General features: G+C 49.5%; 13 protein-coding genes. 8 read left to right on the forward strand and 5 right to left on the reverse strand.

What is annotated here, in order from left to right:
• The first annotated feature begins 649 nt into the window (after positions 1 to 649).
• The 3 genes from DWY89_RS12075 to metA all read left to right on the forward strand — a co-directional run bounded on the left by DWY89_RS12075 (position 650) and on the right by metA (position 4,608).
• Complete coding sequence (locus DWY89_RS12075) at positions 650 to 1,438, forward strand: pseudouridine synthase (protein ID WP_117796006.1); 789 nt, start codon at positions 650 to 652, stop codon at positions 1,436 to 1,438.
• A gap of 112 nt (positions 1,439 to 1,550) precedes the next feature.
• Entirely contained in the window at positions 1,551 to 3,512 is a 1,962-nt protein-coding gene (ligA, locus tag DWY89_RS12080; RefSeq protein ID WP_118524706.1) for an NAD-dependent DNA ligase LigA, read from the forward strand.
• Between the two features lie 172 nt (positions 3,513 to 3,684).
• Entirely contained in the window at positions 3,685 to 4,608 is a 924-nt protein-coding gene (gene metA, locus DWY89_RS12085) for a homoserine O-succinyltransferase (RefSeq protein ID WP_107001283.1), read from the forward strand.
• Positions 4,609 to 4,917: 309 nt separating this feature from the next.
• Here metA and DWY89_RS12095 read toward each other — a convergent pair whose 3' ends face one another.
• The 4 genes from DWY89_RS12095 to DWY89_RS12110 form a co-directional block, all read right to left on the reverse strand.
• On the reverse strand, positions 4,918 to 6,333 hold the full coding sequence (locus tag DWY89_RS12095) for an alanine/glycine:cation symporter family protein (RefSeq protein ID WP_118481985.1): 1,416 nt from the start codon (positions 6,331 to 6,333) through the stop codon (positions 4,918 to 4,920).
• Between the two features lie 40 nt (positions 6,334 to 6,373).
• Entirely contained in the window at positions 6,374 to 7,306 is a 933-nt protein-coding gene (gene glsA, locus DWY89_RS12100; RefSeq protein WP_107001281.1) for a glutaminase A, read from the reverse strand.
• A 232-nt stretch (positions 7,307 to 7,538) separates the two neighbouring features.
• A complete protein-coding gene (locus tag DWY89_RS12105) occupies positions 7,539 to 8,471 on the reverse strand; it encodes a LysR family transcriptional regulator (protein ID WP_107001280.1) in 933 nt (310 codons plus the stop codon).
• Positions 8,472 to 8,589: 118 nt separating this feature from the next.
• Positions 8,590 to 10,080, reverse strand: coding sequence for a polysaccharide biosynthesis protein (locus DWY89_RS12110; RefSeq protein WP_118524707.1), 1,491 nt, complete (start codon positions 10,078 to 10,080; stop codon positions 8,590 to 8,592).
• 292 nt (positions 10,081 to 10,372) lie between these two features.
• On the opposite strand from DWY89_RS12110, the gene DWY89_RS12115 reads away from it, so the two are divergent.
• Positions 10,373 to 11,668, forward strand: coding sequence for a Na+/H+ antiporter NhaC family protein (locus DWY89_RS12115; RefSeq protein WP_118523996.1), 1,296 nt, complete (start codon positions 10,373 to 10,375; stop codon positions 11,666 to 11,668).
• A 19-nt stretch (positions 11,669 to 11,687) separates the two neighbouring features.
• The gene (locus tag DWY89_RS12120; protein ID WP_118523995.1) at positions 11,688 to 12,602 is read left to right on the forward strand and encodes an AEC family transporter; all 915 of its coding nucleotides are present in this window, start codon (positions 11,688 to 11,690) and stop codon (positions 12,600 to 12,602) included.
• Positions 12,603 to 12,788: 186 nt separating this feature from the next.
• On the opposite strand, the gene DWY89_RS12125 is transcribed toward DWY89_RS12120, so the two are convergent.
• Positions 12,789 to 13,589 (reverse strand): helix-turn-helix transcriptional regulator, encoded by an 801-nt coding sequence (locus DWY89_RS12125; RefSeq protein ID WP_118523994.1) that lies wholly within the window; start codon positions 13,587 to 13,589, stop codon positions 12,789 to 12,791.
• 436 nt (positions 13,590 to 14,025) lie between these two features.
• On the opposite strand from DWY89_RS12125, the gene DWY89_RS12130 reads away from it, so the two are divergent.
• Genes DWY89_RS12130 through DWY89_RS12140 form a run of 3 tightly spaced genes read left to right on the forward strand, consistent with a single transcriptional unit; the run spans position 14,026 to position 17,715 of the window.
• On the forward strand, positions 14,026 to 14,529 hold the full coding sequence (locus tag DWY89_RS12130) for an NAD(P)H-dependent oxidoreductase subunit E (RefSeq protein ID WP_107001275.1): 504 nt from the start codon (positions 14,026 to 14,028) through the stop codon (positions 14,527 to 14,529).
• A 1-nt stretch (position 14,530) separates the two neighbouring features.
• Positions 14,531 to 15,994 carry an NADH-quinone oxidoreductase subunit NuoF gene (gene nuoF, locus DWY89_RS12135; protein WP_181986212.1) on the forward strand — a complete coding sequence of 488 codons (1,464 nt, stop codon included), beginning with the start codon at positions 14,531 to 14,533 and terminating at the stop codon, positions 15,992 to 15,994.
• On the forward strand, positions 15,991 to 17,715 hold the full coding sequence (locus tag DWY89_RS12140) for an NADH-dependent [FeFe] hydrogenase, group A6 (protein WP_333491467.1): 1,725 nt from the start codon (positions 15,991 to 15,993) through the stop codon (positions 17,713 to 17,715). Before nuoF ends, DWY89_RS12140 begins: the two co-directional genes overlap by 4 nt.
• Positions 17,716 to 17,726: the final 11 nt, after the last annotated feature.

Below are 17,726 nucleotides of genomic sequence, written 5' to 3' on the forward strand. Positions count from 1 at the left end.
AAAATATCCGGAAAAAAGAAACAAAAGCTTCATTTATGGAGAAAGCGGGATATTCAGAAACTGTGTGAACATCAGGCACATCGGAACGGGATTCGTGTCTCAAGAGTCAGTGCCCGGAACACCAGCAGGCTGGCCTGTGACGGAAGCGGAGCGGTAGTAAGAAACCAGGAGAACCATAGCCTATGTACCTTCCGGACCGGAAAACAGTATAACTGCGACCTGTCAGCATCCTATAATATCGGAGCGAGATATTTTATACGGGAACTTTTAAAACCCTTGCCGGAAACGGAAAGGTCTTCACTGGAGGTAAAAGTACCTGCAGTGAAGCGTAGAACCTCCTGTGTTTATGCAGATTTGAGAAAGCTTTATGTAGAAGTAAACAATTTAAAAGCGGCATAAATGCAGGCAGATATACAGCGGACTACCTGTAATGTGGAAACCAGCCGTATCCGGCATGGGAAAAGTGCGTATCCGCACGAATTCTAAGTTACTGGCGTATCCGCCGATATTTAGTCTTGCCGTTTAAAACGGCTGAGAAGCATGTGACTTTAGCCATGTGAGGTTCACCCCCATGGACGAAAATGTTATAATTTTTATACTTTGGTTGCCGGAATCCTACGGCACAATAAATCGAAATGAGATGAATAAAATGCAAAAAAATCAAAATGATAAATCATACAAGAGAGTACAGCCAAGTGAAAAGCAGGAATCCCGGATTCCAGCGGAAGGTGTTCGTTTAAACCGCTTTTTGAGCGAGGCGGGCATCTGCTCCCGGCGGGAGGCGGATCGGCGGATCGCGGACGGGCGTGTGACGATCGATGGGCGCGTGGCAGAGGTCGGGCAGAAGCTGATGCCGGGACAGCGCGTGGCGTGCGATGGCGTAGCGGTGTCCGGCAAGGATGCGCCGGTGCTTTTAGCGGTCAATAAGCCGCGGGGGATTGTCTGCACGACTTCTGATAAAGATCGGGCAGAAAATATCGTAGAATTTTTAGATTATCCGGTCCGGATTTACCCGATCGGGCGTCTGGACAAGGATTCAGAAGGGCTGCTTCTCATGACGAATGAGGGCGAGCTGGTCAACCGGATTCTAAGGGCTCGTTACGGACATGAAAAGGAATATCTGGTAACGGTGGATAAACCCATTGATAGTGAGTTTGTCCGGAAGATGAGCGCAGGAGTGAAGATTTTAGATACGGTTACCCGTCCTTGTGAGGTGGAAAAGACCGGGAAGACGAGTTTCCGGATCATCCTGACCCAGGGACTCAACCGCCAGATCCGCCGGATGTGCGAGGCGCTGGGGTACCAGGTGCAGACGTTAAAACGCGTCCGGATGCTGAACATTACGCTGGATGGGCTGAAAACAGGCGAGTACCGGGAAGTGACAGCGGCCGAGAGACAGAAATTAGAAGATATTTTGAACGGGAAGAAGAATGGCTGAGACAATGTTGTCTGGCAGTCAGTGCAGGTTCACATATGAGGTTGCATAGAAATGCTTGAAAACGCATTCAGAGGCAGTTGGAGAGAGCGATGGGAAAGGTGGAGTCAGATAGATGGCAGAGGACAAGACAAAACGGATACGGGAGCTGATTGGGACGCTGCGGGCAGCAGGGCGCGCCTATTATCAGGAGAGCCGGGAGATCATGAGCAACTTTGAGTATGATAAGCTTTATGATGAACTGGTTTCATTGGAGAAAGAGACGGGAATTGTGTTTGCGAACAGCCCGACGCAGAATGTAGGATATGAGGTAGTCAGTGCGCTTCCGAAGGAGCGCCATGAGAAACCGATGCTTTCGTTAAATAAGACGAAGAGCGTGGAAGAGCTGGCAGACTGGCTCGGCGGGCAGACCGGGCTTTTATCCTGGAAGATGGACGGTCTGACGATCGTCCTGACCTATCAGAATGGAACACTTGTCAAGGCGGTTACGCGTGGAAATGGTGAGATCGGCGAGGTTATCACGGCAAATGCAAAGGCGTTCGCCAATGTGCCGTTAAATATTTCCTACCAGGGTGAGCTTATCCTGCGCGGCGAGGCGATCATCCGGTATTCGGATTTTGAGAAGATCAATGAGCAGATCGAGGATGTCGATGCGAAATATAAGAATCCGCGAAACTTATGCAGCGGTTCGGTGCGTCAGTTAAACAGCGAAATCACAGCGCAGAGGCATGTCCATTTTTATGCGTTCAGCCTTGTAAAGGCGGATGGCATTGATTTCAAAAATTCGCGGAAAGAACAGTTTGAATGGCTGAAAACACAGGGGTTTGAGGTCGTAGAGTACCATGAGGTGACAAAAGAGACGCTGCCGGAGACGGTCAAAATGTATTCTGAGGCGATTGCGGAAAATGATACGCCGTCGGATGGACTGGTGCTTTTGTATGATGATATTGCCTACGGCCAGTCGCTGGGGCGGACGGCAAAATTCCCGCGCGATTCGATCGCATTCAAGTGGGCGGATGAGATTCAGGAGACGAAGCTTCTCTATATTGAATGGAGCGCGTCGAGAACGGGGCTGATTAACCCGGTGGCAGTATTTGAACCGGTTGAGCTGGAGGGAACGACGGTCAGCCGCGCCAGTGTTCACAACATCAGCATCATGGAGACGCTGGAACTGGGGTCAGGCGACCGGATTACGGTTTATAAGGCAAATATGATCATTCCGCAAATCGCGGATAACCTGACGCGCAGCGGCGTCCGGGATATTCCGGAGGCATGTCCGGTGTGCGGCGGTCAGACGGAGGTGCGCCGGATCAATGATGTAAAATCGCTTTATTGCACGAACCCGGACTGCCAGGCGAAGAAAATCAAGAGTTTTACTCTTTTTACAAGCCGCGATGCGTTAAATATTGCGGGGCTTTCAGAGGCGACGCTGGAGAAATTTATAGGTGTCGGCATGATTCATGAGTATGCGGACATTTTCCATCTGGACCGCCATCAGGAAGAGATCGTCGAGATGGACGGATTCGGGCAGAAATCGTATGACAATCTGATTGCGGCGGCTGAGAAAGCGTCCCACACGACCCTGCCGAGAATGGTGTACGGTCTGGGCGTTGCAGGCATCGGTCTGGCAAATGCCAAGATGATTTGCCGTCATTTTAAAAATGATTTTGAGGCGATGCGTCACGCCACCGTGGAAGATCTGGTCGAAATTGATGGAATCGGGGAAGTTCTGGCGCAGGCGTGGACGGCATTCTTTTCGGATGGAAAGAATAATACGATCGTCGATCATCTGCTGGCGGAGCTGACCTTTGAGGCAGGAGACGAAGAAAGCAGTGAGGGTGCAGATGAGGCATTCGCCGGGATGAATTTCGTCATTACCGGTTCGCTGGAACATTTCAAAAACCGGAAAGAGCTACAGGAGCTGATTGAGCGCCGCGGCGGCAAGGTGACCGGAAGTGTGACGTCCAAGACGAATTATCTGATCAATAATGATGTGGCGTCGTCGTCCTCGAAGAATAAGAAGGCGCGGGAATTGGGGGTTCCGATTCTTTCGGAGGAGGAGTTTTTGAAGCTATAAGAGAGGTGAAAAAGCTGGACACCAGACAGTGTTTAGCTGGCTTTTTTTTGAAGCTTGTGTTATGATTAGGAATGCTGATATAGTTTTTATTGTAAGTAGAAATGAATCATATCGGTATATAATAGAATCCTAAAATTCAAACGAATTTTATATAAAAAGGGGATATATAACCATGCCAATTAAAATACAAAAGGATCTTCCTGCTAAGGCAATTTTGGAATCGGAGAATATATTTGTGATGGATGAGGATCGGGCGATGAGCCAGGATATTCGTCCGCTTGAGATTTTGATTCTGAATCTGATGCCGATCAAGGAGGATACGGAGACGCAGCTTCTGCGGGCACTTTCGAATACGCCGCTGCAGGTGGACTGTTCATTCCTGATGCTGGAAACGCACGTTTCGAAAAACACATCGCAGACGCATTTGAATAAGTTTTATGTGACGTTTGACGAGATCCGCCGCAAGCGCTTTGATGGTATGATTATTACCGGTGCGCCGGTGGAGAATATGGAGTTTGAGGAGATCAACTACTGGGACGAGCTGACGAAGATCATGGAGTGGAGCAAGACGCATGTGACTTCGACACTTCATATCTGCTGGGGGATGCAGGCGGGACTCTATTATCATTATGGAATCCAGAAACATCAGAGAAAGACGAAGCTTTCCGGCATTTACAGACATCGTCTTTTGAACCGGAAGATCCCGCTGGTCCGTAGTCTCGATGATTATTTTTACTGCCCGCATTCCCGTTACACGGAAGACCGGGAAGAGGATATTCTGAAACATCCGGAATTGCAGATTCTGGCGAAATCGGATGAGGCTGGCGTATTTCTGGTGATGAACCAGGATGGAAGCCAGATTTTCGTTCAGGGGCATCCAGAGTATGATCGCATGACGTTAAACAACGAGTACCACCGCGATCTGAAAAAAGGCTTAAATCCGCAGGTACCGTGCAACTATTACCCGGACAACGATCCATTTTCCATGCCGGTGCTGAAATGGAGAAATATGTCCAACACACTGTACACGAACTGGCTGAATTACTATGTATACCAGATGACGCCGTACGTGCTGAAGGAGGACGAGCAGGAGTAGGAACAGAAATCTGCTATTTTATGAGAGTATAAGATATAGAAATAGAGATTTCGATAAAATTGATCGGGGAAAATATCTTCTTCGAACTGGATGGTGGGAGCCGCCGTCGGAGTGGTGCTGCTGGCAGCTGGAATGTTTTTGATTTGGAAGAACCGCAAATAAGGCTGCAGATTAATAAAACGGTAAAAAGATAGATATAATACAGATATGAAAAAATACAGGCAGGGCTGTCGGAATTTTGCACAGTGTGGTTGAAACCATGTGTGGGAAAGATTCTGACAGCCCTGTTTATGCGGATTTTTGTTTTTATTAATTCCAGAAATCGGTTTCTTCTTTCAACTCAATATCAGCTGCTTTAAAGACCGGATTCTTCCCAGCCTGTTTCTGTGCCCGGTAGTCTTCCAGGCAGCGGAGCGCCGGCTTGGCAATCAGGAAGATAATTGGTACGTTGATGACTGCCATCAGTCCCATCAGAACATCGGCGGTATCCCACACGATGCCGAGACTTGCCACAGAACCGATGAGGACAATCACGATAGCGATCACTCTCTGGGTAATCCGGATGCCCTTGACCGGAGTTTTGCCGCAGAGATAAGCCATGCCGGTTTCAGCAAAATAGTAGTTTCCGAGTAGCGTGGTAAAGGCAAATAAAATCAGGGCAACTGTGATAAATACAACACCTGCGGTGCCGAATACGTTATTCATAGCTGCCTGCACATATGCCATGCCAGCCATGTCTGCACTCGGTGCAACGCCGGAGCAGAGCAGTAAAAATGCGGTTGCAGAGCAGATGACAACAGTATCGATAAATACGGATAATACCTGAACAAGACCCTGTTTGACCGGGTGGCTGACACCCGCGGAACCGGCTGCGGTAGCGGAAGCACCGACACCTGCCTCATTGGAGAACAAGCCTCTCTTGATGCCGAGCATCACAACGGATCCCATGAAGCCGCCGAAGATAGCCTGAATATCAAAAGCCCCTTCAAAAATGCTTGCGAACATACCCGGAATCATGTTTCCGTGGAGAATAATCATCAGCAGGGCAGCTGCAATGTAAAGTCCGCCCATTACCGGAACAAGAATTCCTGTGATTTTAGCGATCTGTTTGCCGCCGCCGCTGATGCAGATGCCGAAGATAACAGCCTGGATGATACCGATGAGAATCGGAGTCAGGCTTGGATTGTAGAAACTGTATACTTTAAAAGAATCTGCCACATTGAAGGATGCAACGAGGTTAAATCCAACCATGTAAGTCAAAATCATGAAAATAGCATAGAGAACACCCAGCCATCTTTTTTTCAGAACGGCTTCAATATAGTAGGAAGGACCGCCGTAGCAACTTCCGTCCTCGGCACGGCGTTTGTAGATCTGTGCCAGCGTACTTTCTACAAATGCGGTTGCACTTCCGAGGATCGCGGTCATCCACATCCAGAAGATAGCGCCCGGACCGCCGAAACAGATGGCGGTAGAAATGCCGGCGATATTTCCGGTGCCGACGCGCGAAGCAGTGGAAACCATCAATGCCTGAAAGGCGGAAATAGACTCATCTTCCTTGTCGGATGGCTCCAGGATAACCCGGATAGATTCAAGTAAGTAACGAAGCTGTACCCCTTTGGTGCGGATGGTAAAATAGATGCCGCCGCCTACCAGCAGGATGATTAACACGTAGCTGTAAAGATAGTTGCTTGCTGTGCCGATTATCTTTGCGTATAAATCTGCCATTTTAAAATACCCCTCTCATACAATTTACATATCGTTTTTGCTATAAAGTGTGCCGCTGCGGATCAAACATATGGAGATGCAGCTCATGTGACATATATTCCAGTACGCATTCTCCAGCGACGCTGTTCCCCTTTTTATCTAACGCCGGTCCGAAGATGCCGATTCCCATCTCGCCGTCTACCACTGATAAAATACCGCCGCCGACGCCGCTTTTGGATGGGATGCCGACCCGGACGGCAAATTCGCCGGAACCATCGTACATACCGCAGGTAAACATGAGTGTTTTGACGATTTTAACCGCCTGGCTGCTTAAAAGCCGTTTTCCCGTGTCTGGATGAATGCCATCGTTGGCGAGAATCAGTCCCAGTCCGGCGAGGCTTTCTGCCGTCACGCTGAGAGAGCACATTTTGACATAAAAATGCAGGCTGTTTTCCACATCTTTATTCTTTTCGATGTACCCCTTGCTTTCCAGCAGATAGGCGATTGCCCGGTTGCGGGAAATATGAGACATTTCCGAGTGATAAACCTTTTTGTCGAGGTTGATGTCCGGATCCATGCAGAGAGCCCGGATGGTATCAAGCATGGTATCGAAACTGATTTCGGAAGCAAGGCAGCTTGCCACTACGATAGCGCCTGCGTTGATCATCGGGTTGTAAGGCGAACTGTCTGTATTTTCCAGTTTCATCAACGAGTTGAATGGATCGCCGGTCGGCTCCATGCCTACTTTTTTAAATACCTGGTCGAAGCCGCAGATTTCCAGCGCGACTGCAAGGGTGATGATTTTGGAGATACTCTGAATACTGAATCGGACTTTCGTATCTCCGACGGAAATCCGTTTGCCGTTCCGGCAAAAAACACTGACTCCGAGCTGACTGCCATCTACCTTTCCAAGCTCTGGTATGTAGGTGGCAACTGCACCCTCATGGGTATGTGTTTTTCCCAGTGCAACGGCCTGTTCAAGTACATCTCTCATACTTAAACGCCTCCTGTTTTTTATTCGGTGTTGCTTTCTGATAGTATGGTAGCATGGGGAAGACAGTTTGTATAATGCGTGTCAGCTTTAAGGGATATGACAAAAAGGTATAACGGGATATATATGTCAGATATGAATAAATATTTATGATGAACGGGGAAGAGGTGCTGAAAAGGATCAAAAAAAACTGCCGGGACGGCTGTGAATGTCCGGCAGCTTTGATGGTGTTTTTTTAGAGAAGTTTTTTCTTTAAGTCATAAATAAATTCTTGTACGATCGCCGTCATTGGCGTGTCTTTCCGCATTGCATATCCAAATTCCAGCATAAAACCACAGTTTGGAATCGGAATAGAAGTGGAGTGGTAGGAGGCTTCTTGTTTGGCGAAATCGTGGATGCCGATGCTGTAGCAGTCACTGATCGAGATCATGTACATCAGGGTGGCGCGGCTGGAAAGATAGGTGATTTTCGAGCGCATTTTTTCTGCATCCTGATCCCCTTCGGAGAGAAGCTGGTAAATATAATCATCGCATTGTCCAAGATACCAAAGAAAGCCGTACTCTGCCAGTGTGTGCAGGTTGACCGGTTTCTGTTGCAGCAGAAGCGGATGTTTGCGGGAAATGATAATGTGTGGTTCGATGTTGGCAAGAAAATGGTATTCCAGCCCTTTTGATTCGAGCAAGGCCTCCATTTCACGCCGTTTGCGGCTGTCAAAATGAAACACGCCTACATCGACACGCCCGGATACCACATCCTCGATGACTTCGTCTGAATTGCCTTCATACAGTCGATGGGAGAAGGATGGCTGATCGCGGTGACGCAGGACTATTTCACTGAAACTTTCCATGATATGAGAAAAACGTGTCATGGAGACAGCCAGCGGATCAGAAATTTTGATTTGTTCCTTCTTTTTCTGAAACCAGAGCTGTTCCATTTCGTCAATGATTTTTTCGGAATGTGTCAGAAATTCCATTCCTTCAGGCGTTAATGTTACGCCTGAGCGGCTGCGGTTAAAGAGCCTGGCGCCGAGATTTTCTTCCAGATCGTGCATGATTTTTCCAAGATACGGCTGGGAAATATAGAGCGCCTGGGCGGCTTTATTGATGGATCCGAGGCGCGCTACCTTGATAAAATATTCTAAATGCCGAAAATTGATATCGTATTTCAAAAAAGTTCCCCCTTTGTAAATCCCCCTGAATGTAATAAGTATAAAATAAAAAAATGTAAATTGCCAGAAAATACCTAAACATATTGCATTTAAGGGATATAGCAAAATAGCATATAATTTATTGTTTGACTGTACCTGTATGTAAGAGAAGCAGTCCTCCTATATACAGCAGGCAAAGGATACCGGACTGGATGAGGACAGGCGGAAACAGGTGAGGCAGGTAAGACGCGTTTGGAATAACTTCTAACATCCCAATCGAAACCAGCAGGCAGAATGCCGGTTTTACAATGCCCTGGCTGACTGGTAGGCGGATCGGGACTTCGCAGGCGAGGGCGTGGATGTGGAGAAAGGCGAGTACCAGTTCGCTGATGAGAAGCGCCGCCAGATAGGCGAAAATCCCCCATCGCGGGATGGCGAAAAGGACGAGCGACAGGGTGAGAAGCATGGAAACCGTATGGTGGATGAAGACGGTTCCCGTTTTCCCAAGCCCGTTTAAAATACTTCCCATGGTGGTGGAGAGGTAGAGAAACGGGCAGAGCCAGGATAAAATCTGGATGAAACGTCCGGCATCGGCGTTGTGGTAAAAGGTTTCGCCCAGTGCTGGACCGAAGCGGGTGAAGAGCCCGACGCAGAGAATTCCCATGTACAGGCTGTATCGGAGCGCCATGGAGATGGTGTGTTCGATTTTGTCCGGCTGATTCTGCGCCTGCGCCTCCGAGACTGCCGGGAGCAGGACGACGGCGAGGGAGTTGGTGATGGCGGATGGAAAGAGGACAAAGGGGAGTGCCATGCCTGTGAGGACTCCGTAAATACTGACCGATTCAACCCGCGAGAGCCCGGAGAGGAGAAGCTGGTTCGGTACAAAGATGGCTTCGAGACTCTGGAGAAAGCTGAGCGTGAGGCGATTCGCCATGAGGGGGAGTGCCATGGTGAGGAGGGGGAGGAGCAGGGGAGTAATAGGTGTGTTTGCATTTGGCAGTATGGCAACGGACTTCGAGCATCCATAAACTAACAGACAGAACACCGCCGAAGCCGCTTCCCCGATCAACAGCCCCCAGACAGCCAGCAGCACCGTGATCGGAATCCTGTTCGTGCGGCAGACATGGACGATCAGCAGGACGGAGAAAATGCGGATGCACTGCTCGACCACCTGTGAAAATGCCGGGACTGCCGTTTTTTTGAGCCCATAATAATACCCGCAGCAGCAGGCATGGATCGCGCAGAAGGGGATCGAGAGGGCGAGTGCGGGCAGAAGCGGCGCACATTCGGGCGCAAGAAGGACGCGTGCGGCGAGAAAATCGGCGAAGGTGTAGATCAAAGAGGTCAGCGGCAGGGCGATCGATAGTGAGAGTGCGAGGCTGACCCGCAAAAAGGCGCGTCCCTTTTCCGGGGAGGCGGCGGTCAGGCGGGAGAGCGAAGTCTGGATTGGACCGGCGCAGAGAGCAAATGCGATGCCATGTATGGGAAAAATCATCTGATATAAACCCAGACCTTCGGCGCCGATCGTCCGGGAGAGAAAGATGCGGTAGAAAAAGCCGAGAATCCGGCAGAAAAATCCGACTGCCGTCAGGAGCAGGGTTCCGGTAATCAAAGGATGAAATCTTCGCATGGCAGATCTCCGGGGAGGGTATGTCAGAAAAGTATATGAGGAGGAAGATGAAAGTAGAAGAAAACCAAGATGTTTATAAAACACTGGGGACACATTTTTTGGGAAACTGAAAGAAGACCCGAGTTGGCAGAAGGGCAGAAATAGCTTAAATTAAAGGATACAAAAATAAACTGTATTTAATACATAAATTAACAGATGGACATTGAGTTAGAACAGGAATATACTAAAAACATCAAAAAATAAAAAATTACTGCGAAAAATAACTGGTTGGTAGGGAAAAGAGTGTGAAGCTATGTTAGAAGGAATTGTATTACTTGCATTTATCGCGGCGCTGGCAGGCTGCGTGTTTACCGGCGTATCGGTGCTCTGGGCGCTGGCGGGCGGCTATCTGATCTTCTGTGTGTACGGTTTGATTCGGAATCACAGCCTTGCGGAACTCGGAAAAATGTCGCTTTCCGGCGTTAAAACCGTCCGCAATATCCTGATGATTTTCGGACTTATTGGCTTTATCACAGCGCTGTGGCGGGCGTCCGGCACGATCGCCGTGATCGTGTGCTGGTCGTCGAAGCTGGTGTCGCCGTCGGCATTTCTTGTGATCGCGTTCCTTCTTAACTGTATGGTGTCGATCCTGACCGGAACCTCCTTTGGAACCGGCGCGACGATGGGTGTTATCTGTATGGCGATGGGACGTGCGATGGAGCTTGACCCGTTCTGGATCGGCGGCGCGATTCTTTCTGGCATCTATTTTGGCGACCGCTGTTCACCGGTATCGTCCAGCGCGAATCTTGTCTGTGTGCTGACGAAGACGGATATTTATGAAAATATCCGCGAAATGGTAAAGACATCGCTGGTGCCATTTGTGGCTACATGTATTCTCTATTATATAGTGGGACGTTCCATGAGTGCCGGAAACGGACGGATGGATGTGGAAGGGCTGTTTTCCAATCGTTTTGTACTTCATTGGAGCGCGGTGATCCCAGCGGCGATTATCCTGGTGCTGTCTGTGTTCCGGGTGGAGGTCAAGAAAACGATGCTGATCAGCATTGTGTTGGCGGCGTTTCTGAGCGTGGTGCTGCAGGGGCGGACAATCGAAGAAATTTTACAGATGTGCCTGACCGGTTATCAGGCAAGCGATCCGGCGCTCAATTCTATGATGAACGGCGGCGGCCTGAAATCAATGATTAAGGTGGCTGCGATTGTGAGCCTGTCCTCCTGTTATGCAGGAATTTTCGAGGGAACTGGGCTCTTGAAGCCGATTCAGGGGAAAATAGAGGCGTTGAGCCGGAAAATTACTCCGTTTGGTGCGACCTTTGCGGTGGCGGCAGTTGCTTCCATGATCGCTTGTAACCAGACGCTTTCGATCATGCTGACCCATCAGCTCTGCAAGGAAGGAAATCCAGATAATAAACGATTTGCAATCGATCTGGAAAATACGGCGGTTGTGCTGGCACCGCTGGTTCCGTGGTCGATCGCCGGAGCCGTTCCTCTGGCAGCCGTCGGTGCTCCGATTGCGAGTGTGGTGGTGGCGTCGTATCTGTACATACTGCCGATCTGGAGTTTTTTGGTTCGTCTCATAAGAAGGCCGTAGGAAAAGGAGGAAGAGCCATATGAATTTACTCGAACTTTGCAACCTACAGGGTTCTTTATTCTTGATGATACTGGCGGGTGCGGTACTGAAACGGCGCGGGATCATCAGCAAGGAAGGCGAAAAATGTCTGACGGATCTCTGCGTGAATATCGTGATTCCCTGCAATATTGTGAAATCGTGCCTGATTTCATTTGATGCTTCGATTTTTAAAACGTGCGGGTTGCTGTTGGCGGTTGGATTTGTCTTGCAGCTTGTCTGTGTGGCACTCAACAAAGTGCTGTTTAAGGGATATTCAGAGCAGCACCGGAAGGTGCTTCAATACTGTACGATCGTTTCCAACGGCGGATTCCTCGGAAACCCGGTTGCGGAAGGCGTATATGGAAGTATGGGACTTCTCTACGCATCCATTTTCCTGATTCCGATGCGCGTTGTCATGTGGTCGGCGGGTACATCCTATTTTGTTGGAGGCGGTTCTGACCGGAAAAAGGTATTGAAAAATGTCCTGACGCACCCGTGTCTGGTCGGTGTCTACATCGGTATGTTCCTGATGGCGACACAGCTGCAGCTTCCGGGCGTGCTGAAATCGACGGTTACCTACATTGGAAACTGTAACTCGGCGCTGACGATGTTTATTATCGGTACGATTCTGACCGATGTGAAACTGCGTGAGATTATTAATCCGACGGCCCTCAAATTCAGTGTGCTCCGTCTGTTCCTTCTTCCGCTTCTGGCATATGGAATCAGCCTGGCGGCCGGATTGGATTCGGTGGCAGCAGGTGTGGCAGTCATCATGACGGGAATGCCAGCCGGTGCAACTGCAGCGATCTTTGCGGCGCGCTATGACAGCGATGCACCGTTTGCAGCGAAAACGGTAGTGCTCACGACGCTGATTTCGATGATTACGATTCCGGCGTGGTGTCTGTTTATAGGATAAAAAGAATAGGTAAGAAGCAACAATAATAGAAAGAATACTAGAAAAATTGAGAAAATAATGTAAATATGGTAAATGAATATAAAAAGACCTGAAAGGTGCGGTAAATGGCTGCTCTTCAGGTCTTTTATATTTTAAAATGAATCAAAGGTTAAGCAAACAGAGGTTGAAAGAATTAGTTTATGATTCTTATTCATTCGTTTCACTCTTTCGTGAAATCCGCGCTTCTTCCAGATAATTATACAGTGTATACTTGGAAATCTGCATCGCGTCGCACAGGAGCAGGCTGGTTTTTGTGATCTTGAAGACGCCTTTCTGGTCAAGATAGTCGAGTGCACGAATTTTTTCTTCCTTGTTCATCAGCATCATCGGTTTTCCGATCATGGACTCTGCCTGATAAATATAGTGCTTTAAAATATCATCGACATTCTTTTTGAGAATAAAGTCGCGGTCAGACATGGCTGCCTGATTTGCGCCATTCGTGCCGTCCGTGCTGCCAGTTCCGGAAAAGGTGCCATCAGAAGCCATTCCGGATGGTGTGCAGCCAGACATGCCGTCGATCTGTGCGCCCACAGCTGCCGATACGCCGATGGTGCCCGGGCGTCCGATCAGATTTTGCAGGGCGCTCTGTGCCAGATAGAGATCGCGAACATCCATATTTAAGCAGACAGATCCGATAATTTTGTGATGTTCGTCCTCGATGAGCGTTGTGCAGGACTTAAAAAGCCGGTCTTTCTGGCTGGTATCGAGGGAAATGATCGAATGCTTGAGCGGCTCGATATCATTGCCAAGCTGTGTGATCATGCCGCCGCGCGGGGAACCGCCGACGTCGCGCCCGCTTAGCTGTGAGTTGAATGCGTAGACGATCGTGTGATCGTAGCCTTTGCGGTAATCGTGGACGATGATCTCACAGTTATCTCCGAGAAACTTTTGAAGTCCTTCGAGAAAACGGATGAGAAACTGAAAGTCCATGTAGTTGGAAATTTCCATGAATACCTCCTTTGGGGTGCTCTGTGCCTCGAGTGTGTATCGCAAAATTTTGCGTCTTAAAATAATTCGGAAAATGAAATGCACAGGGATTGTCTTTCTTTTGTCAAAGTTCCTGAAAAAAATTTTATCGCGTTCATTTTGCTGCGTCAATCCTGTTTCTATAGAAAAAAGTTAGTAGATAGGGAACATAAATAAGAGAATGTTCTCCTTTTTTGTTTAAAAATCAAAAATTCAGGTACAAGATAACGGGAAATGAGAGCAAACCTGTTTCTTTCATCATACTCTCAGACAAACTGTTTGTCAATTAACAAACCAAACTGTAAGTTTTTCTTGACAATTTGTCAGTGCATCCCTATAATTGAGAAAAAATCAAACAGACAGTTAGTCAAACAAAAAATAAGTTTGGAAAAATACAAACTGAAAGTGAGGGAGCAGGATGGACAGGGACAGTTATGTATATAAGACACCGGCTTCAAAGCTGGTACAGGTGGCTGCGATTGCGGCGGAATACAAGGGCAGACCGGATATGCTGATGACAGTGATCATCCGGGCGCAGAAGGTTGTGTCGGCATTTTCCAAGGAGGTGGCGTCAGTCATCGCCAGGGAGATGGATATTCCGATGAACAAGGTGTACAGTTTCATCACCTTTTATGCGATGCTGTCGGTAAAACCGAGGGGGCGCTACATCGTCCGAATGTGCAAGAGCGCGCCGTGCCACGTACATGGGGCGCAGGCGGTCGTGCAGGCGCTGGAGGATCAGCTTGGCATCAGCATCGGGGAGACGACCGAGGACGGACGTTTCACTCTGGAATACTGTCCCTGCCTGGGACTCTGTGAAATATCCCCGGCGATCATGATCAATGAGCACGTGTACGGCAACCTGACGCCGGAATCGGTGCGGGATATTATCAAACAATATATACGGGAGGATGTGGAATAGTATGGAGGAAATGCACGTATTGCTGAAAAACCGCGGCAAGATTAATCCGAGAAGTTCACAGGAGTATGCGGACCGCGGCGGATTTGAAGCGCTGAAAAAAGCACTTTCGATGGACAGTGAAGCGATTATTGATGTGATCCGCGCCTCCGGACTTCGTGGACGCGGCGGTGCGGGATTCCCGACCTATCGCAAGATGGAGTTTACCGCCCACGCATCTGACCCAACGAGATACATCGTTTGTAACGCCGATGAGGGAGAGCCGGGAACGAATAAAGACCGGATTCTTCTCTCGACCGACCCGTGTGCGGTCTTCGAGGGCATGGCGATTGCTGGAAAAGCAGTCGGCGCCCATACCGGATATATCTATCTGAGAGCCGAGTATACATATTTGTTCCCGGTATTAAAAGATGCGCTGGAGGATGCGGAAAAACGCGGATTTTTAGGAAAAAATATGATGGAGAGCGGTTTTGACTTTGAAATCAAGTTCCGCTCCGGTGCGGGTGCTTACGTCTGCGGCGAGGAGACGGCATTGTTTGAGTCCATTGAGGGAAAACGAGGCGAGCCACGTTTCCGTCCGCCGTTTCCGAGCATTCACGGACTCTTTGGAAAACCGACCATGTTAAATAACGTAGAGACGCTGGCGAATATTGCACCGATCCTCTTAAACGGAGCGGAGTGGTACCGCAGCATCGGCACGGCAAACAGCCCTGGCACGAAACTTTTTACGGTTTGTGGAAATGTGGTCCGCAGGGGCGTATTTGAATTTCCGATGGGCGTGAACCTCAAAGATATCATTTATGAGGTGTGCGGCGGTATCGCGGATGGAAAAGGGCTTCTGGGCGTGCAGACCGGTGGTACCTCCGGTGCGATCATCAATGCAGATCAGATCGATATGACACTGGATATTGATACAGTTTCGGCATCCGGCGGACGTCTTGGCTGCGGTACGATTCTGGTCATCGACGACAGCAACTGTATTGTAGATATTGTGCGAAACAATTTGGACTTCTTCCGCGGCGAGTCATGCGGAAAATGTACACCGTGCCGCGAGGGCGGCCAGCAGCTTTACAACCTGGTAACCCGCATCAGCCGGGGGCTGGCGACTCTGCCGGATTTGGAAAAAATCGATGAGCTGACGGAGACGATGCGCCTGACTGCCCTGTGTGGTCTGGGACATTCGACCGCTGTTCCGGTGCAGACGAGCATCCAAAACTTCCGTAAGGAATATCTGGCGCACATCGACCGCGATTACTGCCCGGTCTGCGCTCAGGCAGCCGTGGCGGAAGGAATTTATGAAGCAGAAGAAGATTATAGAAACGATGGAAACAGCCGGATGGGAAGACGGCGTGCAGCAGTCGGTGAACGCGATGTCATGTATGATTCGTATGACGCGTATGCGAGACACCGCAGCCGGGGAACATCCTACGCGGGACGATTTGAGCGGAGAGGAGGAAGAGAAGCATGATGGTACATCTGACAATCGACGGGCAGCCGGTAGAGGTGGAGGAAGGAACGACGATCCTCCAGGCGGCGAAAAAAGCCTGTATCCACATTCCGACTCTCTGTTATCATGAGGATCTGAGCATCAAGGCGGTCTGCCGCATCTGCGTGGTCGAGGTAGAAGGACAGAGACTGCTTCCGACGGCGTGCAGTACACCGGTTTCGGAGGGAATGGTCGTGCAGACGGCCTCCCCGAAGGTACTGAAAGCGAGAAGAAATATTCTGGAACTGATTTTTGCGAGACATCCGCAGGAATGCCTCGTATGTCCGAAGGACGGAAAATGCGATCTGCAGAAGGTAGCGCAGGATGTCGGAATGCACCTCGATATCCGCTATGACAAGCAGCTCCGCCATCAGAAGGAGGACTGGAGTTCTCCGGCCATCATGCGGAATCCGCAGAAATGTATTCTGTGCGGGCGTTGTATGGAGGTCTGCAATGAGATTCAGGGAATCAACGTCCTTTCGAAGGAAAACCGTGGATTCCATACGCTGATTGCCCCGGCCTATGGGGAAAAACTGGCTGATACCAATTGTATTAACTGCGGCCAGTGCGTGCAGGTGTGTCCGACCGGAGCATTGACGGTGCATTATCATACCTACGGGTTATATCGCCAGAAAGAATTAGGCAAAAAACTGATTATCCAGGTGGCTCCGTCCGTCCGCATTACGCTGGCGGAGGCACTGGGTGAGCAGCCGGGTGTTGTCAGCACGGGACGTCTGGTGTCGGCACTTAAGCGCCTGGGCTTTTACAAGGTATTTGATTCTGATTTTTCCGCGGATCTGACGATCCTGGAGGAGGGAACGGAACTGTTAAACCGCCTGCAGAATGGCGGAACTCTGCCGATGATCACCTCCTGCTGTTCGGCGTGGGTCAAATATTGTGAAACCTATGCACCGGAGTATACAAAGCATTTATCGACGGCGAAATCTCCGCAGCAGATGTTCGGCGCGCTGATTAAAACCTGGTTTGCAAAGCGCGAGGGAATCGATCCGGGTGATATCTGCAGTGTTTCCGTTATGCCATGTACAGCAAAGAAATTTGAGTGTACCCGTCCGGAAATGAAGGACAGCGGCTACCAGGATGTGGATATTTCCATCACGGTTCAGGAACTGGCTGCCTTGATCCGTGCCGGTGGAATCGATTTTGCCGAGCTTCCGGATACACCGTTTGACGATCCATTTGGCGAAGGAAGCGGCGCGGGACTTATTTTCGGTGCGACTGGCGGCGTCATGGAGGCGGCACTCCGCACCGTCTACGCGGTGGTAACCGGCAAAGAGATGGAACATCTCGACTATACACCGGTCCGCGGCTTCGAGGGAATCAAGGAATCACAGGTTGATTTGAACGGCAGAGTCATCAAGGTAGCGGTGGCACATGGCATTAAAAATGCGAAAGTTTTGCTGGAAAAGGTAAAAAACGGAACCGCCGATTATCAGTTTATCGAGATCATGGCATGTCCGGGCGGCTGCATCGGCGGCGGTGGAAATCCGCCTAAGACATGGTCGATCATGGAGAAGCGGAAGAAAGCCATCTATGAGGCAGAGGCAGAGCTTCCGGTCAGACAGTCGCACAAGAACCCGGCGATCCAGAAAATTTATGAGACGTATCTGGGAGAACCGTGCGGGGAGCTGTCACATAAGCTGCTGCATACAGAGTACTGCAACCGGCAGGATCTGTTGCAATAAATTATTTTATT

The sequence above is a fragment of the Clostridium sp. AF27-5AA genome, from assembly GCF_003478415.1.
In the GTDB taxonomy this organism is placed as follows: domain Bacteria; phylum Bacillota; class Clostridia; order Lachnospirales; family Lachnospiraceae; genus Otoolea; species Otoolea fessa.